Annotated in this window: 17 protein-coding genes; 7 read left to right on the forward strand and 10 right to left on the reverse strand. The window is 67.6% G+C overall.

The window, feature by feature from the left end; genetic code table 11:
* Window positions 1-61: 61 nt before the first annotated feature.
* Window positions 62-520 (reverse strand): MarR family winged helix-turn-helix transcriptional regulator, encoded by a 459-nt coding sequence (locus ACRVY7_RS18190; protein WP_331436316.1) that lies wholly within the window; start codon window positions 518-520, stop codon window positions 62-64.
* Between the two features lie 59 nt (window positions 521-579).
* On the opposite strand from ACRVY7_RS18190, the gene ACRVY7_RS18195 reads away from it, so the two are divergent.
* Window positions 580-798 carry a membrane protein gene (locus ACRVY7_RS18195; RefSeq protein WP_049699233.1) on the forward strand — a complete coding sequence of 73 codons (219 nt, stop codon included), beginning with the start codon at window positions 580-582 and terminating at the stop codon, window positions 796-798.
* Between the two features lie 474 nt (window positions 799-1,272).
* On the opposite strand, the gene ACRVY7_RS18200 is transcribed toward ACRVY7_RS18195, so the two are convergent.
* From ACRVY7_RS18200 to ACRVY7_RS18210, 3 genes are all read right to left on the reverse strand, one after another.
* Window positions 1,273-3,249 carry a TPM domain-containing protein gene (locus ACRVY7_RS18200; RefSeq protein ID WP_431818251.1) on the reverse strand — a complete coding sequence of 659 codons (1,977 nt, stop codon included), beginning with the start codon at window positions 3,247-3,249 and terminating at the stop codon, window positions 1,273-1,275.
* 202 nt (window positions 3,250-3,451) lie between these two features.
* Window positions 3,452-4,249, reverse strand: coding sequence for a DUF1295 domain-containing protein (locus ACRVY7_RS18205; protein WP_431818094.1), 798 nt, complete (start codon window positions 4,247-4,249; stop codon window positions 3,452-3,454).
* Between the two features lie 11 nt (window positions 4,250-4,260).
* The gene (locus ACRVY7_RS18210; protein ID WP_064865771.1) at window positions 4,261-5,043 is read right to left on the reverse strand and encodes an LLM class F420-dependent oxidoreductase; all 783 of its coding nucleotides are present in this window, start codon (window positions 5,041-5,043) and stop codon (window positions 4,261-4,263) included.
* A gap of 390 nt (window positions 5,044-5,433) precedes the next feature.
* Between ACRVY7_RS18210 and ACRVY7_RS18215 the strand changes: the two genes are divergently transcribed.
* Window positions 5,434-6,096 carry a class I SAM-dependent methyltransferase gene (locus tag ACRVY7_RS18215; protein ID WP_431818095.1) on the forward strand — a complete coding sequence of 221 codons (663 nt, stop codon included), beginning with the start codon at window positions 5,434-5,436 and terminating at the stop codon, window positions 6,094-6,096.
* A gap of 9 nt (window positions 6,097-6,105) precedes the next feature.
* Here the strand turns inward: ACRVY7_RS18215 and ACRVY7_RS18220 are convergent, their stop codons facing one another.
* From ACRVY7_RS18220 to dhaK, 4 genes are all read right to left on the reverse strand, one after another.
* The gene (locus tag ACRVY7_RS18220; protein ID WP_431818096.1) at window positions 6,106-7,068 is read right to left on the reverse strand and encodes an aldo/keto reductase; all 963 of its coding nucleotides are present in this window, start codon (window positions 7,066-7,068) and stop codon (window positions 6,106-6,108) included.
* Between the two features lie 83 nt (window positions 7,069-7,151).
* Window positions 7,152-9,746, reverse strand: coding sequence for a phosphoenolpyruvate--protein phosphotransferase (ptsP, locus tag ACRVY7_RS18225; RefSeq protein WP_431818097.1), 2,595 nt, complete (start codon window positions 9,744-9,746; stop codon window positions 7,152-7,154).
* Window positions 9,743-10,387, reverse strand: coding sequence for a dihydroxyacetone kinase subunit DhaL (dhaL, locus tag ACRVY7_RS18230; protein ID WP_431818098.1), 645 nt, complete (start codon window positions 10,385-10,387; stop codon window positions 9,743-9,745). The genes ptsP and dhaL overlap by 4 nt, the downstream gene beginning before the upstream one ends.
* Window positions 10,388-10,402: 15 nt before the next feature.
* The gene (gene dhaK / locus ACRVY7_RS18235) at window positions 10,403-11,392 is read right to left on the reverse strand and encodes a dihydroxyacetone kinase subunit DhaK (RefSeq protein WP_049699241.1); all 990 of its coding nucleotides are present in this window, start codon (window positions 11,390-11,392) and stop codon (window positions 10,403-10,405) included.
* A gap of 173 nt (window positions 11,393-11,565) precedes the next feature.
* On the opposite strand from dhaK, the gene ACRVY7_RS18240 reads away from it, so the two are divergent.
* From ACRVY7_RS18240 to ACRVY7_RS18260, 5 genes are all read left to right on the forward strand, one after another.
* Window positions 11,566-12,372 carry an IclR family transcriptional regulator gene (locus tag ACRVY7_RS18240; protein ID WP_431818099.1) on the forward strand — a complete coding sequence of 269 codons (807 nt, stop codon included), beginning with the start codon at window positions 11,566-11,568 and terminating at the stop codon, window positions 12,370-12,372.
* 54 nt (window positions 12,373-12,426) lie between these two features.
* Window positions 12,427-13,689, forward strand: a complete 1,263-nt coding sequence (gene dinB / locus ACRVY7_RS18245; RefSeq protein ID WP_431818100.1) for a DNA polymerase IV — start codon at window positions 12,427-12,429, stop codon at window positions 13,687-13,689.
* 157 nt (window positions 13,690-13,846) lie between these two features.
* Window positions 13,847-16,267, forward strand: coding sequence for a phosphoketolase family protein (locus ACRVY7_RS18250; RefSeq protein WP_431818101.1), 2,421 nt, complete (start codon window positions 13,847-13,849; stop codon window positions 16,265-16,267).
* Window positions 16,268-16,394: 127 nt separating this feature from the next.
* Window positions 16,395-17,696 (forward strand): TrpB-like pyridoxal phosphate-dependent enzyme, encoded by a 1,302-nt coding sequence (locus ACRVY7_RS18255; RefSeq protein ID WP_431818102.1) that lies wholly within the window; start codon window positions 16,395-16,397, stop codon window positions 17,694-17,696.
* Window positions 17,697-17,698: 2 nt separating this feature from the next.
* Window positions 17,699-18,436, forward strand: a complete 738-nt coding sequence (locus ACRVY7_RS18260) for a DUF429 domain-containing protein (RefSeq protein ID WP_431818103.1) — start codon at window positions 17,699-17,701, stop codon at window positions 18,434-18,436.
* A 115-nt stretch (window positions 18,437-18,551) separates the two neighbouring features.
* On the opposite strand, the gene ACRVY7_RS18265 is transcribed toward ACRVY7_RS18260, so the two are convergent.
* Entirely contained in the window at window positions 18,552-18,890 is a 339-nt protein-coding gene (locus ACRVY7_RS18265; protein ID WP_431818104.1) for a DUF202 domain-containing protein, read from the reverse strand.
* Complete coding sequence (locus ACRVY7_RS18270; RefSeq protein WP_049699251.1) at window positions 18,887-19,261, reverse strand: YidH family protein; 375 nt, start codon at window positions 19,259-19,261, stop codon at window positions 18,887-18,889. The genes ACRVY7_RS18265 and ACRVY7_RS18270 overlap by 4 nt, the downstream gene beginning before the upstream one ends.
* Between the last annotated feature and the right edge of the window lies 1 nt (window position 19,262).

Below are 19,262 nucleotides of genomic sequence, written 5' to 3' on the forward strand. Positions count from 1 at the left end.
GTTGTTGCTTACTAAAGTCTTTGGGGCTGCAGCCTTGGGGACTGCTACTTCGCCGCTGCTTTTACTTCGCCGGGGTCGGGGACGGCGTCCCCTCGAGCTCCGCGTGCAGTGCCCGAAATGCGGGGGCGGCCGCGGCGAGCCGCGCTCGGTCGTCGTCGGAAAGTCGTTCGAGTGCCGCGGCGAGCGCGTCTTCGCGTTGCCCCCGAACCCGCTCGAGAACCTCGTGCCCGTGGTCGGTGAGCCGCACCAGCACGGCGCGTCGGTCATCGGGATCGGGCGAGCGAACCACCAGTCCGCTCTTGCACAGGCCGTCGACCAGGGCTGTTGCCGTTGGCATCCGGATGGACTCGCGCTCGGCGAGTTCGCCCATCCGCATCGGCTCGTGGTCGACGATCGTGGCCAGCGCCGACGCCTGAGCAGCCGTGTACTCGGGAATCGGGGTGTGCCGACGCAACGCCAGGTAGAGCCGCGTCACGGAGGGGCGAAGCGCTCGGGCGATGTCTGCACTGTTCTCGGTCACGTTTAGTAACTCTAATACTTAGGCTTATGAAATAAAAGGTCGAACGGTAGTGTGGCGCTGTGACTCGTGACACGAAGAAGAAGCTCACCCCTGCGAAGCGCGCACTGATCAGCGTCGCCGCCGTCGCACAGTTCGCGCTGCAGGGCTACGCCCTACGCGACCTCAAGAAGCGCCCCGCCGAGCAGGTACGCGGCCCCAAGAAGGCCTGGGCCGCAGCGAGTTTCATCAACTACATCGGCCCGATCGCGTACCTGGGCTTCGGGCGGAAGTCGGCGTAGGAGCGTCCGGGAGCGCGCAGAAAACCGCACCCCTCGGGTCACCCGCACGTACCGGTACATGCGAGTGACCCGCGGGACGTAACTTTCTGCGGACTGCGGCGCGCCCGCGCGCGCAGTGGCCGAGCGTGCAGCAACGTGGCGCGTGCAGCAGGCGGGCGCGCGCAGACTGCAGCAACCGGGCGCGCGCCGCACTCGAGCGTGCAGAAAACCGCACCCCTCGGGCCTTCCACACGTACCGGTACACGCGAGCGGCCCACCGGACGTAACTTTCTGCGGGGTGCGGCAACCGGCCCGCAGAAGCGTGGCGCGCGACGGCCGGAGCCGCAGTAGCGTGGCGCGCAGTCACCGGGGCGCGCACGGCAACCGGGCGCCCGCAGAAAACCGCACCCCTCGGCTCACCCACACGTACCGGTACATGCGAGCGGCCCACAGGGCGTCACTTTCTGCGCAGCGCCAGCCCGACCGAACCCGAGCCTAGAACCGGCCCCCGACGCCGATGCGGCCCGAGCTCGACGACCCGCCGAACGAGCCGGGGCTGCGGCCGCCGCCGCTGGTGTAGCCACCGCCGCCGAAGCCACCCCCGAACCCTCCGCCGTAGCCGCCGCCGCGCATCGATCCGCGCAGGAAGCTGTCGACCAGGATGCCGCCGAGTACCGCGCCCGTGGCCGCTGATCCGGTGCTCGATCGCGGCTGCTGACTCTGCTGCCAACTCACCACGTCGCCCTGTGCGGCCATGAGTGCCTGGTCGGCGAGCGAGCCGGCTCGACGCGCCGCGTCGGTCGACGCCGTGGGGTCGCTCTGCGCGGTCGTGTTGGCCGACTGCAGCAGGCGCTGCGCTTCGGCGAGGCGGGTGCGTGCGGTCGACCCGATGGCGCCGCGTCGAGTTGAAATGAAGTCCGACGCCGCGGTGACCTTGGCCTGCGCGCTGGTCAGCGCAGCGGTGAGTACTTCGGTTCGCTGCTTGCGCTGTGCCAATGCGCCGCGGGCGGCATCGAGCGCGTCGTCGAGGTCGGCGTCGGCGTCGACCAGTGCGGTGAACACTCCCAATAGGTCCTGGTCTGTCCCGGACTTGGCGCGTTCGAGTGCCGTGGTGGCCGATGCGACCGCTGTCGCCAACTCTGGCCCGCCATCCGTCGACAGCCCGGACGCCTCCTGCAACTCGCCCTCGACCTCGGCGATCAGCGCGGGAAGCTGGGTGTGCGCGGCGGCGATGTTGTTGTCGGCGTTGTCGATCGCGTCGAGGAGCTTGTCGGCCTGGCCGATGGCGCCCTCCGCCGAGCGGATCGCGGCAACGGCTGCACCCTGCTCGCCGACGGGACGCGCGATCGCCGCACGACCCTGATCCGCGCTGCTCTCGGCAAACCCGATCTCCTGCGCGGCAAGGTCGACGTTGTGCTCGATCGAGTGCAGAGTCGATGCGCCGTACTTCTGTGTCAGCGTCGTGAGTTGGCCGGCCGCACCTTCGAGGCGTGCTCGCAGCGCGACGAGTTGCTGCGTGATCTGAGCGAATCGGGTGTCGGCGTTGATCAACAGGTTGCGCATCTCGTCGAAGGCCGAGACCTGTTCGTCGAGTGCGGCGTCGACGTCGGTGCAGGTTGTGATGATCTGCACCAACATCGAGCGTCGTTCGTCGGGTGTCTCCGGGATGTCGTCGTCGAGTCGTTGTCGAAGCGAGAACGATGTCGCGAGACCACGTTTCGCTGCGTCGAGTGCCTGCGTGAAGGGTGCGGTCTGGGCTGGACCGAACTCGTCGACGGCCAACCGCAGCTCCTCCTCGCTGGTGCGGATCGCGTTGTCGGTGTCGGTCAAGACCTCGCGCGACCAGGGTTCGAGTACTTCGATCGGCTGTGACAGCAGTTCGTCGCCGGTGAGTTCCTGTTCGCGAACGGAGTCGAGCTGCGACTCGAACTTCTGCTTTCGACGCCGCCGCGAATAGAGGTAGGCGCCACCGCCGCCGACGACCGCGACACCACCGACCGCTCCGGTGACGATCGCGGCGGTGTGCGACGGCGTGAGTGCCGAGCCGAGACCGTTCGCGGCGCCGACGGCCGCGCCCGGCCAGTCCGACTTCTTGAGCGCGGGCACGATGTTGTCCTTGGCGATCGAATCCAGCGTCGAACGGTCGAGACCGTCGACCGAATCGGGTGCGTCGAAGCGGTACGCGCGGTCGTCGGTGGCGACGGCGAGGAGTACGTCGTGCTCGCCGAGGTCGCTCATCTGCACGGTCTGCGAGCCCCACTGCTCGCTGCCCAGACCGTTGAATGTCTTGACGTAGACGACCCACAACTGCACGCCGTGTTCGCTATAAAGCGTCTCGACGGCTTGCTGCACCCGCGTGCGATCCGACGACGAGAGCGCGTCGGCGGGGTCGGTGACCTGGTCGGGTAGTCGCATCGGCGGCTCGGCGCGCGCAGAGTCCGCGCCCACCCACGTACCCAGCGCCGCAAGCATGAGGAGTGCTCCCACAATCAGCACACGCAGGAGAACGCGCGGGTCCGTGATGTTCTTTCCGACAGCAAGCGGTCTGAGCATGTCATCAAATCTAGGCCGTTGACGCCGTCGGACCGAAGGCAGCCACGCCCGTCTCGGGGCAATTGCCCCGATCGCCCGACGAACGTCGCGTGAACAGCAGTGCCCCGCCGGGGATCGACGCTCAGGCCGCCGCTGTACGACGTCGCTTCGCCGGCAACGGGATCTGTGCCGACGTCGTGTGCTGGTAGTCGGCGTACTCGGGATACTTCGACAGCGTCAGCGACTCGGTGAACTTGGTAGAGCCGATGAATAGCAGCGTCAGCAGCACCGCGCCGACGATCGTCGGCTGCAGGATCGCCCCCGCGGCCACGGCGCCGAACAGGTAGATCACCCACCACTGGGCCTGCTCGAAGAAGTAGTTCGGGTGCCGCGAGTAGTGGAACAGCCCGGTCGTGCAGAACCGCGTCGACGTCTGGCCAGCGGTCTTGCGCGCGTGGAACTCCCACTGCTGCTGGTCGGCCGTGGCCTCCCCGGCGAGGAACGCCAGGAAGGCGACCGCGAGCACGACGTCGAGCACACCGAACCCGCCCGGATGACGCTGCGCGGTGTAGCCGGGCAGCGTGATCAGCACGAGCAGCAGGTTCTGGTAGATCACGATGAAGAACAGGTTGAACAACCAGAACTGCCACTTACTCATCCGGGAGCGCAGCACGGCCCAGCGGTAGTCCTCGGTGCCGGTGTACCCGCCGCGTCGGGCGAAGTTGAACGTCAGTCGGATGCCCCACGCGGTCACGAGCACCGCCATCACAATCACCCGGGCGTCGAAGTGGCTGTACGCCGCGAACACCCAGAGGTAGATGACAGGTGCGACCGACCAGATGCGGTCGACCCAGGACGTGTCGCCGGTGATCAGCGACGCAACCCAGCAGCCAAGCGAGATGACACCCGCGATGATCGCGACGACGGCGAGGCTCGACATATCGACTCAGTTCACCCGCGCCAGCGGCACAGGGCTTCGACGGCCGTGAGGTCGTAGTCGGGGCCGGTGGTGCCGACGGTGATCAGTGAGACGCCCTCGGCGCTGATGGCGTCGGCGGTGCGCACCAGTTCCTCGACGTCGCCGGTGAACGGGATGCCCGCCGACCGCTCGATGGTCTCGGGGTCGCGACCGATCTCCTCGCAGTACCCCGACAGCACCTTGGTCTTGTGCCGGTAGGTCTCGACGTCGTTGAAGCCGTGCCAGGCGTCGGCGTACTTCGCGACGAGCGGGAGGGTCTTCTTCTCGCCGCTGCCTCCGATGAGGACCGGAATGTGTCGGGTGGGTTGGGGATTGAGCTTCTCGAACCGCGAGGCGATCCGTGGGAGTGCCTCGCCCAGCTCGCCGATGCGGCTGCCCTTGGTGCCGAAGTCGTAGCCGTACTCGTCGTAGTCCTTCTCGAACCAGCCCGCGCCGATACCGAGGATGAGTCGGCCACCGGAGATGTGGTCGACGGTGCGCGCCATGTCGGCCAGCAGGTCGGGATTGCGGTACGAGTTGCACGTGACGAGCGCACCGATCTCGACGCGTTCGGTCTGCTCAGCCCACGCACCGAGCATGGTCCAACACTCGAAATGCGCCCCGTCGGGGTCGCCGTAGAGCGGATAGAAGTGGTCCCAGTTGAAGATGATGTCGACGCCGAGGTCTTCTGCCCGCAAGACCGCGTCGCGGATCAGCGAGTAGTCGGGGGCGTGCTGCGGCTGGATCTGGACTCCGATGCGAATGGGAAATGCCATGTCTCCCAGTCTGCCCCTCCGCCGCCGCCGCGTCGATGACCGACTTTCGCTGCCCGAGCGCGCGCCGCCCGCTGGTCGAGCGCACTCTCACGCTGGTCGAGCGCCCACCCCGCTGGTCGAGCTTGTCGAGACCACCCCCCACGCTGGTCGAGCCCCCCACGCTGGTCGAGCCCCCCACGCTGGTCGAGACCACCCCGCTGGTCGAGCCCCCACCGCTGGTCGAGCTTGTCGAGACCACCCCGCCCGCTTGTCGAGACCACCCCGCCCGCTTGTCGAGCGCCCACCCCGCTGGTCGGGCGCACCCACCGCTGGTCGAGCTTGTCGAGACCACTTCTTGCCTCCGGCGCAACGCTGCTCGACGCCGCGCGGCGGCCGTGCCACGCTCGACGCATGAGCACTGCACACGGTCAGCAGAACACCGGCGACCAGAACCCGCACACGGCCGCCGAGTGGGACGCGAGGTACGCCGACACCGAGCGCCTCTGGACGTCGAACGTGAATCCCTCCTTGATCGCGGAAGCCTCCGACCTCGCGCCGGGCACCGCGCTCGACGTCGGAAGTGGTGAAGGCGCTGACGCTCGCTGGCTCGCCGAGCGCGGCTGGCAGGTCACGGCGATCGACATCTCGCAAGTCGCCGTCGACCGGGCCCGGGAGAGCTTCCCCGGACCCGAGATCACTTGGCTGCAAGCAGATCTCGTCGTCGACGACGTCCCGGGTCGCGACTTCGGGCTTGTCGCGGCGCACTACTTCCCCATCCTTGCCGAAAACCGTTCGGTGGCACAGAAACTCGTCGACGCTGTCGGGCCGGGCGGATCACTGCTGGTCGTTGGACACGCGCCAGAGGGCGTGCGCGCGCACGGATTCGACCCCGCCGACTACGTGCAACCGGACGACATCGCGACCCTGCTCGAGGGCCGGTCCGCCGACGGTGAATCCGAAGAAGGTGGCTGGGAGATCCTCACCCACGAGACTCGTCCGCGTGGCATCCCCGCGGGCGGCGGGCACCACATCGACGACGTGGTGCTGCATGCGCGCAGGTTGCCCGCCCGATAGCAGCCAGCTCTAGCTCCAGTCGCGCTGCGACCGCTTCGACCAGTAGTCGGCTGGCGGCTCGGGTTGCGCGACGAGTTCCGCGAGGACTGCGGGTTCGAGTGTCACGGTGCTCGCGGCGACGTTGCTGTCGACCTGCTCGACGCTCACCGCGCCCGACAGCACATGTGCGGCCCACGGCTGAGCCAGCGCGGCCGCCAACGCGACCTGGTCGGCGGGCACATCCAGTTCGGCCGCAACACGGTCGACGGCGCGTCGGGCGTCGGAATCGTCGTCGACGCCGGGCGCCAACCGACCGTTGGCCATACCCTCCTTCACGACCACCGACAGGCCCGCCTCCGCGGCCTCGGCCAGCGCTGGTCCCACCGACGTCTCCAGCAGATTCCACGTCGACTGGACGACTCCGAAGAGCGGCGCTCCGCCAATCTCGATCGAGATCGCTTGTCGCACAACGTCGGCCTGCGACGGGCCCGACGTCGAGAAGCCGATGCGGTAGCCGTCGTCGCGCACTCGGGCGAGAGCGTCGAGCAGTGCGGAGTTGGTCAGTGCCGGGCTGTCGGGTGTCAGTGAGTGGATCTGGTAGATGGAGAGTGCTTCGCCGAGTATCGCGTGGCTCGCCGTCCACTGGTCGACGAATTCGCCGAGACTGTGGTCCTTCACCTCGTGGACCGCAGCGTCGAGTTCCCATTCGCCGACGTAGCGGTAACCCCACTTCGAGGCGACGACCACGTCGTCGACGTCGGGTCGATCACTCAACCAGTCCGCGAGGAACTGCTCCGACAATCCGTACGACCGCGCGCAGTCGAGGTAGCGGACCCCGTCGGCGTAGGCGGCGTCGAGCACGGCGTACGTGCGCACGCGCATGTCCTCGATGCTGCGTTCGTCGCCGAGGTCGTAGTCTCGGCCCGTCGTGATGTATGCCGGACGACCAACGGCTGCCAGGCCCAGTCCGATTGTGGCACTTGGTGTTGTCACTTCTCGACCTCGTAAACCCCGTAGACGGTGTCCGCTCGCGTGATGACCTGCATGCGTTCGAGTCTATCGAGCGGCGCTGCTCACTAGGTGAGCGCCGCGCGCACCGAGGCAGCAGTGTCGGCTTCGAGGCACCGCTCGACGAGCCTGGGGTTGGTCGGGACATCGATGCCACGTACTGCCTGTTTGATCGGAGGGACGGCGCGGGGAGCGACGCTCAACTCGCGAACCCCAAGCGCAACAAGGAGATCGGTTGCCGTCTCGTCGGCTGCCAACTCTCCGCAGACTGCGACGAGACGGTCGGGTCCGGCACCGCGGCAGACCCTGTTGATCAGTGTGACGACTGCGGGATCGAGTGGATCTGCAAGCGCTGCAACGGAAGTGTTGCCGCGTTCGGCGGCCAACGTGTACTGCGTGAGGTCGTTGGTACCGATGCTGAAGAAGTTGACGTGCGGCGCGAAGGCCGCGGCCTTGAGAGCCGCTGCGGGGACCTCGATCATGATTCCCACCTCGAGTCCCGCCGGTTCACCACGTCCGACGGAAGTGATCGCGGCGTCGAGATGCTCTCGAGCAGTGAGTAACTCGTCGACGGTGGTCACCATCGGGAACATGATGCTGATCGGAGTCTGGTGTGCGACGGTGACGATGGCCCGGAGCTGGTCGTCGAACAGTGTCTTCTCGGCCAGCGCGAGGCGGAGTCCGCGGAGGCCGAGGAAGGGGTTCTCTTCGGCGGGTCGCGGCGCGAACGATAGCGGCTTGTCGCCTCCGACGTCGAGCGTGCGCAGCGTGATGCGTTGGCCACCAAGGGCATCGGCCATCGCGAGGTAGGTGTCGATCTGCTCGTCGACGGTGGGGGGCTCCGCACGGTCGAGGTAGAGAAACTCGGTACGGACCAAACCCGAACCGTCCGAGCCACTTTCGGCGGCGGCGCGTGCATCCTCGACAGAGCCAAGGTTGGCCGCCACCAGAATTCGCGTGCCGTCGGCTGTGCTCGCCGACTCGTGTGCCGACGCGCGGGCAAGCTCTCCGCGCTCTGCAGCACGTGATGCCTCACCGCGTAGCCGTTCGAGGGTCTGATCGTCGGGGTCGACGATGACCTCACCGGTCGATCCGTCGAGCGCGACGGTGACACCGGGTTCAATGGCCAAAACGTCGGCGCCTGCCGCGACGACCGCGGGAATACCTCGCGCGCGGGCAAGGATTGCAGCGTGACTGGTCGGGCTTCCGCCCGCGAGGATGACGCCTGCGACTTTCTCGGGGTCGAGGACGGCCGCCTGTGCCGGCAGCAGATCGTCGACGACGAGGATTCCGGTGCCATCGATGGTCGCGTCCGGGATGCCTGCCAGCTTGCGGAGTACCTGCTGTCCGACTGCGTGCACGTCGACAGCGCGCTCGCGCAGGTAGGGGTCGTCGACGGCGCGCCATTCGGCTTCGACGGCCGCCACTGCCTCCGCCCACGCGCGCGACGCGGGCACACCGGACTCGACGCGTTCGAGGGCTGCGGCCACGAGGTCCGGATCGTCGAGCATCACCAGGTGGGCGTCGAAGATGGCGGCGTCGGCGGGGCTGTGCTGCGCCGTCGTGGTGCGCAGGCTCTCGATGTCGGCGCGTACAGCGTCGAGGGCGTCGCGCAGTCTGGCGGACTGGGTGTCGGCGGAGTCGAACTGCTCGTCCGGGGGCCCGACGTCGACGACCGCGGGCGTGAACACCGGACCGATCGCGATCCCGGGCGACGCCGGCAGGGCGGGGTGGTCTCGACAAGCTCGACCAGCGGGGGAGGCGGCTTGACCAGTCGAAGAGGCAGCTCGACCTGCGGGGGAGGCGGCTCGACCGGCGGTGGGGGCGGCTCGGCCAGCGGGGGAGGCGGCTCGGCCAGCGGTGGGGGCGGCTCGGCCAGCGGGGGAGGCGGCTCGGCCAGCGGTGGGGGCAGCTCGACCAGCGGAAGAGGCGGGGGCATCCTCCTCGCCAAAGCGGTTGCGCGCCAGCGTGGCCAGATGCTCGACGGCGGCCTGTGCGTCTGGGCCGCTCGCGTCGATCTCGAGGTGCTGGCCGCACCGCACGGCGAGGCCGGCGACCTGCGACAGGCTCCTCGCCGACGCCGGGCCGGCGCCGGTGTCGAGATTGCGCAGCGTGACCTCGGCGTCGAATTGTCCTGCCTCCGTGACCAATCGGGCGGCTGGTCGGGCGTGGAGGCCATGCGGGTTCTCGACCTCGACGACGGCGGACTCACCGTCGGGAGACATATCCTCACCACTCGCTGGCACATCCTCCTCAACGACGCCCAACGCCGACCGTTTCGGTGTCAGCGCACCGGCCGCCTCGGCGGCGACGTCGGAGGGTGGGGCGCCGGAGGCGGAGGTCACGGCCGCGGCCATGAGTCCCTCGACCAACGGTGCCGCCGACAGCACGGTGCGCTCGCGGACCTCCGCATCGATCAGTTCGAGCGCGAGTTCGGCTGACAGAACGGCACTTCCGAGATCCATCAGCACCACGACGCCCTGGCCGTCGTCCGCCTTCTCGATCGCGTCGACGATGGCGGTGGCGTCGGTGCCGAAGGTCTCGGCGTCGAGTCCTGCTGCGATGGCGATGCGCGTCGTCGATCCGTGGAGCATCTCCGATGCCAGTGCCACCGCGGCGTCGGCAAGTGCTCTGCTGTGGGAGACGACCACCAGCCCGGTCATGGTGTGCCGGCCGCGTTCACGGCTTCGGCGAGTGCGTCGACGAGCATCGCCGCGCTCGTCGCTCCCGGATCCTGATGTCCGACGCTGCGCTCTCCGAGATACGATGCACGACCCTTGCGGGCCACCATGTCGACTGTTGAGTCGCGCCCGGCAGCGGCAGCATCGGCGGCGACCTGCAGTGCTTTCGGTAGCGCTGCGCCGTCGGCGAGCGCGGCGTCGAGGGCGTCGCATGCGGGGTTGAGCGCGTCGAACATGGTCTTGTCGCCGGCCTGTGCGTGCCCGCGGTCGACCACCCCGGCGAGCCCCGCACGCAGTGCCGCGGCGAGTGTTGCGTCGTCGATCTCCGCGCTGTCGCCGATGGCGCCCGCCATCCGCAGCAGCAGGGTGCCGTACAGCGGGCCGCTGGCTCCGCCGACCTTGCTGACGAGTGTCATGCCGGCCTTCTTCAATAGCGGTCCAGGCAGGTCTGGACTATCGGCGAGTCCGTCGACGACGGCGGTCATGCCGCGTTCCATGTTCGATCCGTGGTCGGCGTCGCCGATCGCGGCGTCGAGTTGGGTCAGTTCGTCGACGTTGGCCACCACGTCGCTGGTGAACAGACGGAGCCAGGTCGCGATGGTGTCGGTGGTGATGGTGGTCATGACGTGCCCTTTCGATCAAGCCCAGTGCAGGTTCGGTGTGTCGACCGGAGCGTCCCATAGTTCGGTGAGCTCGTCGTCGAGTCGCAGCAGCGAGACCGAACAGCCCGCCATGTCGAGGCTGGTGACGTAGTTGCCGACGAGGGTGCGCGTTGCCGTGATGCCTGCGGCGTCGAGGAGTCGTGAGAACTCGGCACACATCAGATAGAGCTCGATCAGGGGTGTCCCACCGAGGCCATTGACCAGCAGCACTACGCCGTTCTCACCGACGGTGAAGTCGAGGTCTGCGAGAACCGGATCGATCAGCATCTGCGCCATCTCGTTCGCCGAAGGCAGCTCGACGCGTTTGCGGCCCGGTTCGCCGTGGATGCCGACGCCGAGTTCGATCTGATTCTCGGGGAGATCGAACGTCGGGTGACCGACCGCGGGGACCGTGCAGGAGGTGAGGGCGAGGCCCATGGTGCGTGCGTTGTCATCTGTCTTGCGTGCCAGTCGGGCGACTTCGGCGAGGTCGGCGCCGCGCTCGGCGACCGCCCCGGCGATCTTCTCGACGAAGACGGTGCCCGCGACGCCGCGTCGACCGACGGTGAAGCTGCTGTCGGTGACAGCCACGTCGTCGTCGACGATGACAGACACCACCTCGACGTCGGCGAGCTCCGCGGCCATCTCGAAGTTCATCACGTCGCCGCTGTAGTTCTTCACGATGTGCAGCACGCCTACGCCGCCGTCGACGCCGCTGGTCGCGGCCAGGATCTGGTCGGGGACTGGCGACGTGAAGACCTCCCCGCAGGCGGCGGCGTCGAGCATCCCCGGGCCGACAAAGCCGCCGTGCAGTGGCTCGTGGCCGCTCCCTCCGCCCGAGACCAACCCGACCTTTCCTCTGCGCGGTCCCTCGGCACGGAAGATCACCCTGTTCTCGTGGTCGACGCGCAGTCGGGGATGCGCGGCCGCAACCCCGCGCAGTGCGTCGGCCAGCACATCGGCCGGCTCGTTGATGAACTTCTTCATGAGCCACAACTCCTACGGGGACGTGCGGTGACGCCGAGTGATTCATTCGGCATTATCGAATGAAACGTCACACTACGCCACACGAGATGTGACGGGCAATACTTTTCACAGATGGAACCGAGGAGATCTCGCCTCGGGCAGATGGCTGAAGCGATTGCTGCGAGAATGTCGGGATGATTCAGTCCGTAGACCGCGCGCTCCGCGTGCTCACGGTGCTTGCGGGCGACCACAGGATGAGTCTCGGACAAATCGCCGAGAGGCTCGAGCTGCCGCCGTCGACCGTCCACGGCATCGTCCGCACGCTGCTCGCCCACCGGATGGTCGTGCAGGAGCGCGACTCGGGTCGCTACCGCCTCGGACCCGCGGTTCTCACCTTCGGCAACGTCTACCTCGACAGCCTCGAACTGCGCGCGCGGATCGCGCCGTGGGCCGAGGATCTCGCACGACGCAGCGGACTCGCGGTCCGCACCGCGGTGATGCTGATCGACGACGTCGTGGTGGTCCATCACCAGCCGAGGCTCGACGGTTCGCGGCAGATGCCCGAGGTCGGAATCGTCATCCCCGCGCATGCGTCGGCCCTTGGCAAGGCGATCATGGCGTTCGACGCCAAGCTGACCGACGACATTCTCGGCGTCGACCTGCGTGACATGACCGGCTCGACCCTCACCGACCCCGCGGCCCTGCGCGCGACGCTTGCCGATGTGCGCGCGACCGGACTCGCCGAGTCAGTCGAAGAGGCTGTGCTCGGAGAGTGTGAACTCGCAGCCGTGTTGACCGACCGGATGGGTGGTCCGATCGGAGCTGTCGGCGTCGTCGCCGACGTCGAGCAGTGGCCACTCGAGTCGTCGGTCGCGTCCATGCTGCGTGACGTCGCCCGCAACACCTCGCGCGAGCTGGGCGCTGCCACCTGGCCTCCCGCAGTTCAGGACGACCGCGCCACCGACAAGGACGCGTGGCGGCGGAGGTCTCGCACGGGTTGATCGTCACCGGTCTGGCGTAGAGAAATGTCAGACCCGCATGCGAACATGTGTTCTATGCGGATCGAGCGACGCGAGCGGCACGAGGCGTCGATACTGCACGCCGATCTCGACTCGTTCTATGCGTCGGTCGAGCAGCGCGACAACCCGGCGCTACGTGGGCGGCCGGTGCTTGTCGGTGGTGGTGTTGTGCTCGCCGCAAGCTACGAGGCCAAGGCGTTCGGCGTGCGGTCGCCGATGCCGGGCCACGAGGCGCGGGCGCTGTGCCCGCGCGCGATCGTGGTGCCGCCGCGCTTCGACGCCTACGTCGAGGCCAGCCGCGCGGTCTTCGAGATCTTCCACGACACCACGCCCATCGTCGAGGGCATCTCGGTCGACGAGGCGTTCCTCGACGTCGCGGGCCTGCGTCGAGTGTCGGGTACGCCGGTCGAGATCGCGGAGCGCCTGCGTACACGCGTCCGCGACGAGGTGGGACTGCCGATCACCGTGGGTCTTGCGCGCACCAAGTTCCTCGCGAAGGTTGCCAGCGCCGTCGGCAAACCCGACGGGCTGCTCGAGGTGGCACCTGGAACCGAGATTGCGTTCTTGCACCCGCTGCCGGTTCGGAGGCTGTGGGGCGTCGGGCCGGTGACCGAGGCCAAACTCCACGACGCGGGCGTCACCACGGTCGGCGGGATCGCCCGGCTCGGGGAGCGCTCACTCAAGCACATCGTCGGACCGGGCTCTGCGCGTCACCTCTTCGCACTGTCGATGGCCACCGACCCGCGTCGTGTCGAGACCGGGCGTCGACGCTCGTCGATCGGTTCGCAACGAGCGCTCGGCCGTCGACCGAAGAGCGAAGCTGACCTCGAGGCGACCGTCGTCGCGATCGTCGAACGCCTCGGGCGTCGCCTCCGAAATGCCGAACGAGTCTGTCGCACAGTCGTATTGCGTCTCCGATTCGACGACTTCTCGCGTGCAACCCGATCGCGGACACTGTCCGATGTCACCGACCGCACCGACGTGATCATGTCGTCGGCGCGCGGCTTGCTCGACGACGCCCTGCCCGTGATCCGCGACCGTGGCTGCACGTTGATCGGGTTGTCGCTCACCGGACTCGACGAGCGCGACTCGATACAGCTCACCCTGCCCTTCGATCAACCCGACCCTGCCGACCGCCGGGTGCGCGCGGTCGGGGCGTCGAGTCCACTCAGCGGTCGGGGCGCTCACCTCGACACCGCGATGGACGATCTGCGAACGCGATTCGGACGCGACGCCGTCACCCGCGGCGTACTCCTCGGGCGCCACCACGGCGACGACGCCCCGATGCTGCCGGACTGAGCGGCGGCTTTGCACCTCGGAAACGGCGCGCTGGGTAACACCTTGGGCGAATTTACGGTGAAGAGTCGCGCGCGCGGCTTGGTGTCCGCGTAGAACTGATGGAAGGGGGAATGGATAAGAGCACCATCAGGAGTCGACGAGTTCGAAGGGAACCCGCATGACCGAGGTCTCCACCCAACAGCGCGCGTACGAGCAGGCGGATCTTGACGCCGACCTGCGATGGTGGGCGGCGGCGAATTACCTCACCGTCGCCCAGATTTATCTGCAAGACAATGTCTTGCTGCGCGAACCACTTTCGCGCGACCACATCAAGCCTCGGCTGCTCGGCCACTGGGGAACCAGCCCGGGACTCTCGGCGATCTACACGGTGCTGAATCGGATCATCAAGGAGTCCGACAGTTCGTGGCTGTACATCACCGGCCCCGGACATGGCGGCCCGGCGCTTGTCGCGAACACCTACCTCGAAGGCACTTACACCGAGGTCTACCCGAAGATCTCTCTCGACGCCGACGGCGTGAAGCGTCTCTGCCGTCAGTTCTCGACGCCCGGCGGCATCCCCAGCCACGTGAGCGTGCAGACCCCGGGAAGTATCCACGAGGGCGGCGAGCTCGGATATGCACTGGTACACGCAGCGGGCGCGGCCTACGACAACCCCGACCTGACCGTCGCGTGTGTCATCGGCGATGGTGAGGCCGAGACCGGACCGCTGTCGGGATCATGGAAGATTCCCGCCTTCCTCAACGCCGCGCGCGACGGCGCCGTGCTGCCGATCCTGCACCTCAATGGAGCGAAGATCGCAGGTCCGACGGTCCTTGGCCGCAGTACCGATGCCGAGGTGACCGACTACCTGCGCGGTCAGGGCTGGATTCCGACGTTCGTCGAGGGCGACGATCCGGCTCAGGTGTTCTCCGATCTGCGTGCTGCGATCGTGGAGGCCCGTCGTCGGATCGGTGAGATCCAGTCCGAGGCGCGCGCCGACGGCGCCGGGTCGACGCTGCCCGACACCCACTGGCCCGCAATCGTATTGCGCACACCCAAGGGCTGGACCGGACCGAAAGAGGTCGACGGCAAGAAGATCGAGGGCACGCACTGGGCGCATCAGGTGCCGCTGTCGGGCGTGCGGGAGAACCCCGAGCACCTCGCGATCCTCGAGGAGTGGCTGAAGTCGTACAAGCCGGAGGAGATCTTCGACGACAACGGCGCCATCGTCGAATCGATTGCCTCGCTCGCGCCTGCGGGCGATCTCCGGATGGGTGCGACGCCGTATGCCAACGGCGGACGGTTGCTCTCGCCGCTGCGGCTGCCACCGATCGAGCAGTACGCACTCGACATCCCCGAACCGGGCGACGTCTCGTTCGAAACGACCCGTGTTCTCGGCGAGTTCATGCGCGACATCTACACGCAGAACTCCGACGCCGACGGCGGCGGCACGTTCCGACTTTTCTGCCCGGACGAGACGTCGAGTAATCGACTCGGAGCGGTCTTCGAGGTCACCGACCGCGCGTGGCAGCTTCCGGTCACCGAATACGACGACAACCTCTCGCCGTCGGGTCGTGTGATGGAGGTGCTCAGCGAGCACCTGTGCCAGGGCTGGCTCGAGGGCTACACGTTGACGGGTCGGCACGGTGTGTTCGCGACCTACGAGGCGTTCGCGATGGTGAGCGCGTCGATGGTGGTGCAGCACACCAAGTGGTTGCAGCACGCGGCGACGCTCCCGTGGCGTGAGCCCGTCGCGTCGCTCAACATCCTGCTGACGTCGACGTGCTGGCGAAACGACCACAACGGGTTCTCTCACCAGGGCCCCGGACTGATCGACCTCGTGCTGCCCCTCTCGCCCGAGGTGGTCCGCGTGTGGCTGCCGCCGGACTCGAACTCGCTGCTCTCGATCTCGGATCACTGCTTCCGCAGCCGCGATCACGTCAACCTGATCGTCGTCGACAAGCAGCCGCACCTGCAGTACCTGTCGCTGGAGGAGGCCAACAAGCAGGCCGCCGCCGGAGCGTCGATCTGGGATTGGGCCGGCACCGAGAACGTCGAGGGCGAGCTGCCCGACATCGTGCTCGCCAGCGCGGGCGATGTCCCGACGCAGGAGATCCTCGCCGCCGCGCAGTTGCTGCGCGAATGGGTGCCGTACCTGCGTGTGCGCGTGGTGAACGTGATGGACCTGATGGTGCTGCTGCCGCAGAACGATCACCCGCACGGGCTCTCCGACGAGAAGTTCAATGACCTGTTCACGCGCGACGTCGACGTGGTGTTCGGCTTCCACGGCTACCCGCGCGCGATCCACCAGTTGGTGCACGGGCGTACCCATCCGGGCCGCTTCCACGTGCGCGGCTTCTCCGAACAGGGCACGACCACAACACCGTTCGACATGGTGGTGCTCAACAAGATGAGCCGCTACCACCTGGTGATCGAGGCGCTGCGTCGAGCTCGCCGCGCCCCTGAGAAGGCCGAGGAGCTGGTGGCGTACTGCAACAACCAGCTCGCCCGCCACCACGACTACGTCCGCGAGCACTTCGAGGACCTCCCCGAGGTGCGCGACTGGAAGTGGTCATCCCCGAGCGGCTCGCGGGACTAGGCGCGCCCGACGTCGGGTGGTCGCGCCACCCGACGTCGAGCAGCCGTGCGCGGGCCCAACCACCCGGCCCGACGCCGAGCGCCGACATCGCCCGCGGCGCGGCCCGCACGCGGACTAGAGTGTCCGCATGACGATGCACGTGGACGCAAGCAACCCGGACCTCATCACCGTGGACGTGCCGACGCACTGGTACAACCTCGCGGCAGAGCTCTCCGAGCCGATCCCGCCGCATCTGCATCCGGGCACCAAGGAGCCGGTCGGACCCGACGATCTCGTCGCGCTCTTCCCGAGCGGACTGATCGCGCAGGAGGTCTCGACCGAGCCGTACATCGAGATCCCCGAACCGGTGCGCGAGATCTACAAGATGTGGCGGCCGTCGCCGCTCATCCGCGCGCGACGCTTCGAGGAGTCACTCAACACGGGCGCGCGAATCTACGTGAAGTACGAGGGCGTCAGCCCCGTCGGCTCGCACAAGACCAATTCCGCTGTCGCGCAGGCGTATTACAACAGCGTCGACGGCGTCCGGAAGCTCACCACCGAGACCGGGGCCGGCCAGTGGGGCAGTGCGCTCGCGTTCGCGGGTGCACAGTTCGGCATCGACGTCGAGGTCTGGCAGGTGCGCGCCTCCTACGAATCGAAGCCATACCGCGGCTATCTGATCCGCACGTACGGCGGCACGATTCACTCGAGCCCGTCGACGCTGACCGAGTCGGGCCGCGCGATTCTCGCGAAGACCCCCGACACCACGGGCAGTCTCGGGATGGCCGTCAGCGAGGCCGTCGAGGTCGCAGCCAACGACCCCAACGCCCGATACGCGCTCGGCAGCGTGCTCAATCACGTTGTGCTGCACCAGAGTGTGATCGGTCAGGAGGCCGTCGAACAGCTCGTCGCCGTCGAACCCGGTGGTGCCGACGTCGTATTCGGTTGTGCGGGTGGCGGTTCCAATCTCGCTGGTCTGTCGTTCCCGTTCCTGCGCGAGAAGATCCACGGTCGGTCGAACCCGAGCGTGATCGCCGCGGAACCGTCCGCGTGCCCTTCGATCACGCAGGGCGAGTACCGCTACGACCACGGCGACGTCGCGGGCCTCACTCCACTTCTCAAGATGCACACTCTCGGAATGGATTTCGTGCCCGATCCCATTCACGCAGGCGGTCTGCGCTACCACGGCATGGCGCCAGCGCTGAGCCACACCGTCGAGCAGGGCCTGGTGCAGGGTGTGGCAATCGATCAGCACGACGCGTTCGCCGCGGGCGTGCAGTTCGCGCGCACGCAGGGCATCGTGCCCGCGCCCGAGTCGACGCACGCCATCGCCGCGTGCGCCCAACACGTCGCCGACAATCCTGCCGAGCAGGTCGTCGTGATCGGTCTGTCGGGTCATGGTCAACTCGACCTTCCTGCCTACGCGGAGTTCCTCGACGGAAAGATCTGAGCGTGATCACCGCGGGCGTCGACCTCTCTGCCTCGCCCGCGTCGACCGCAGTCGCCGTCGTCGAATGGCGTGAACGCGGTGGGTATTCGGCTGTGCTCCGCGAATTGGTCACTCCCGCAGACGATTCGACGATCCGTGCGCTCGTCGACGGCGCGGATCGCTGCGGCATCGACTCGCCGTTCGGGTGGCCCGACGCCTTCGTCGAGTTCGTCAGCGCTCACCACCGGGGCGACACGCCGAAGGATTCGCGGCTCGACGACATCGCTGCACGTCGCCCCCTCGCATACCGACGCACTGATCGCTACCTCGTCGAGCACGGGCTCGGGCGACCGCTCAGCGTATCCGCGGATCAGATCGCGCACGTAGCCTTTCGCTGCGCGGGTCTGCTTGCCGACCTCGGTGTGTCGGACCGGGTCGACGGCTGGGCCGTCGAGGCGTATCCCGCTGGCGCACTGAAACATTGGGAACTGACGTCGCGTGGATACAAGCGTTCGACGCGTCGTGCCGTGCTCGCCGAACTCGTCGACGACCTGCGAGTGGCGATACCGTGGCTCGACCTGGGGTCGCACTCTGCGCTCATGGCCGTCAACGACAACGCCTTCGACGCCGTCGTCACCGCACTCATCGCCCGTGCGGCAAGTCTCGGGGGCACTACGCTTCCACTGGAAGCCGACCTGCCGATCGCCCACCGCGAGGGCTGGATTCACGTTCCGACGGGCACGCTCGACGACCTGCGATAACCCGAGCGGGCGTCGTCGTATCTAGATAGGAGCCTCGGTTGCGGTTGCCCACAGGCGCGGAATCCGAGCGTCTGGGCAACCGGAAGTTCGCGGCCGACTACTCCGCCTAGCGTTACTACACGAGCGCAGCGGTGAGAAGCACGACGATCGTCGTCAGCACTGCGGCGCCCGTCGTCATGATGGCCGCTGTGTCCGAGCGGTGGAGCGGGGCGGAGTGCTCGCCGAGCACTCGCCGACGTCGACGTCCGATGACGGCAACCACGACGGAGGCGACGGCCGCGACGGCACACAGCGCGTAAATCAGCGGCGTCGGCGAAGAACTCGGTCGCAACACCTCGCGACCGGCGACGAGAAGACCGTTGACGAGAATCGCGAATGACGTTCTGCTCCAAGCGAGGTCGGTGCGCTGTGGTTGCAATCCGGCGCGCATCGCGGGGTCGGACCGATCGCTCATGGTCGCGCGACGATCAATGCGGTGATGACCGCTGCCGCTGCGATCACCGTCAATGCGACACCCAGCACTGCAATCAGTGAGCTTCTCGGCAGTGGCCGCTCGTGTCGGATCGCGTCGTCGTTCTGCTTCCACCGGATGAGGCCGCCCGCTGACACGACGATGGCGAGGAGTCCGAGAGCCAGTCCGAGTCCGTACCGAAACGCGGGGTGCGTCGGATCGGGCAGGAACTGCAACGCAGCGATCGCAGCGGCGAGGAGTCCGAGGGCTGTGCGTTGCCACGCGAGGAACGTGCGCTCATTTGCGAGCGTGAAGCGGTAATCGGGCTCGCGCGGTGGCGCGACGGATGACTCGTTCGTGGCGTTGTCGGGCACC

The organism is Gordonia jacobaea, from assembly GCF_965344965.1.
Classification (GTDB): Bacteria; Actinomycetota; Actinomycetes; order Mycobacteriales; family Mycobacteriaceae; genus Gordonia; species Gordonia jacobaea.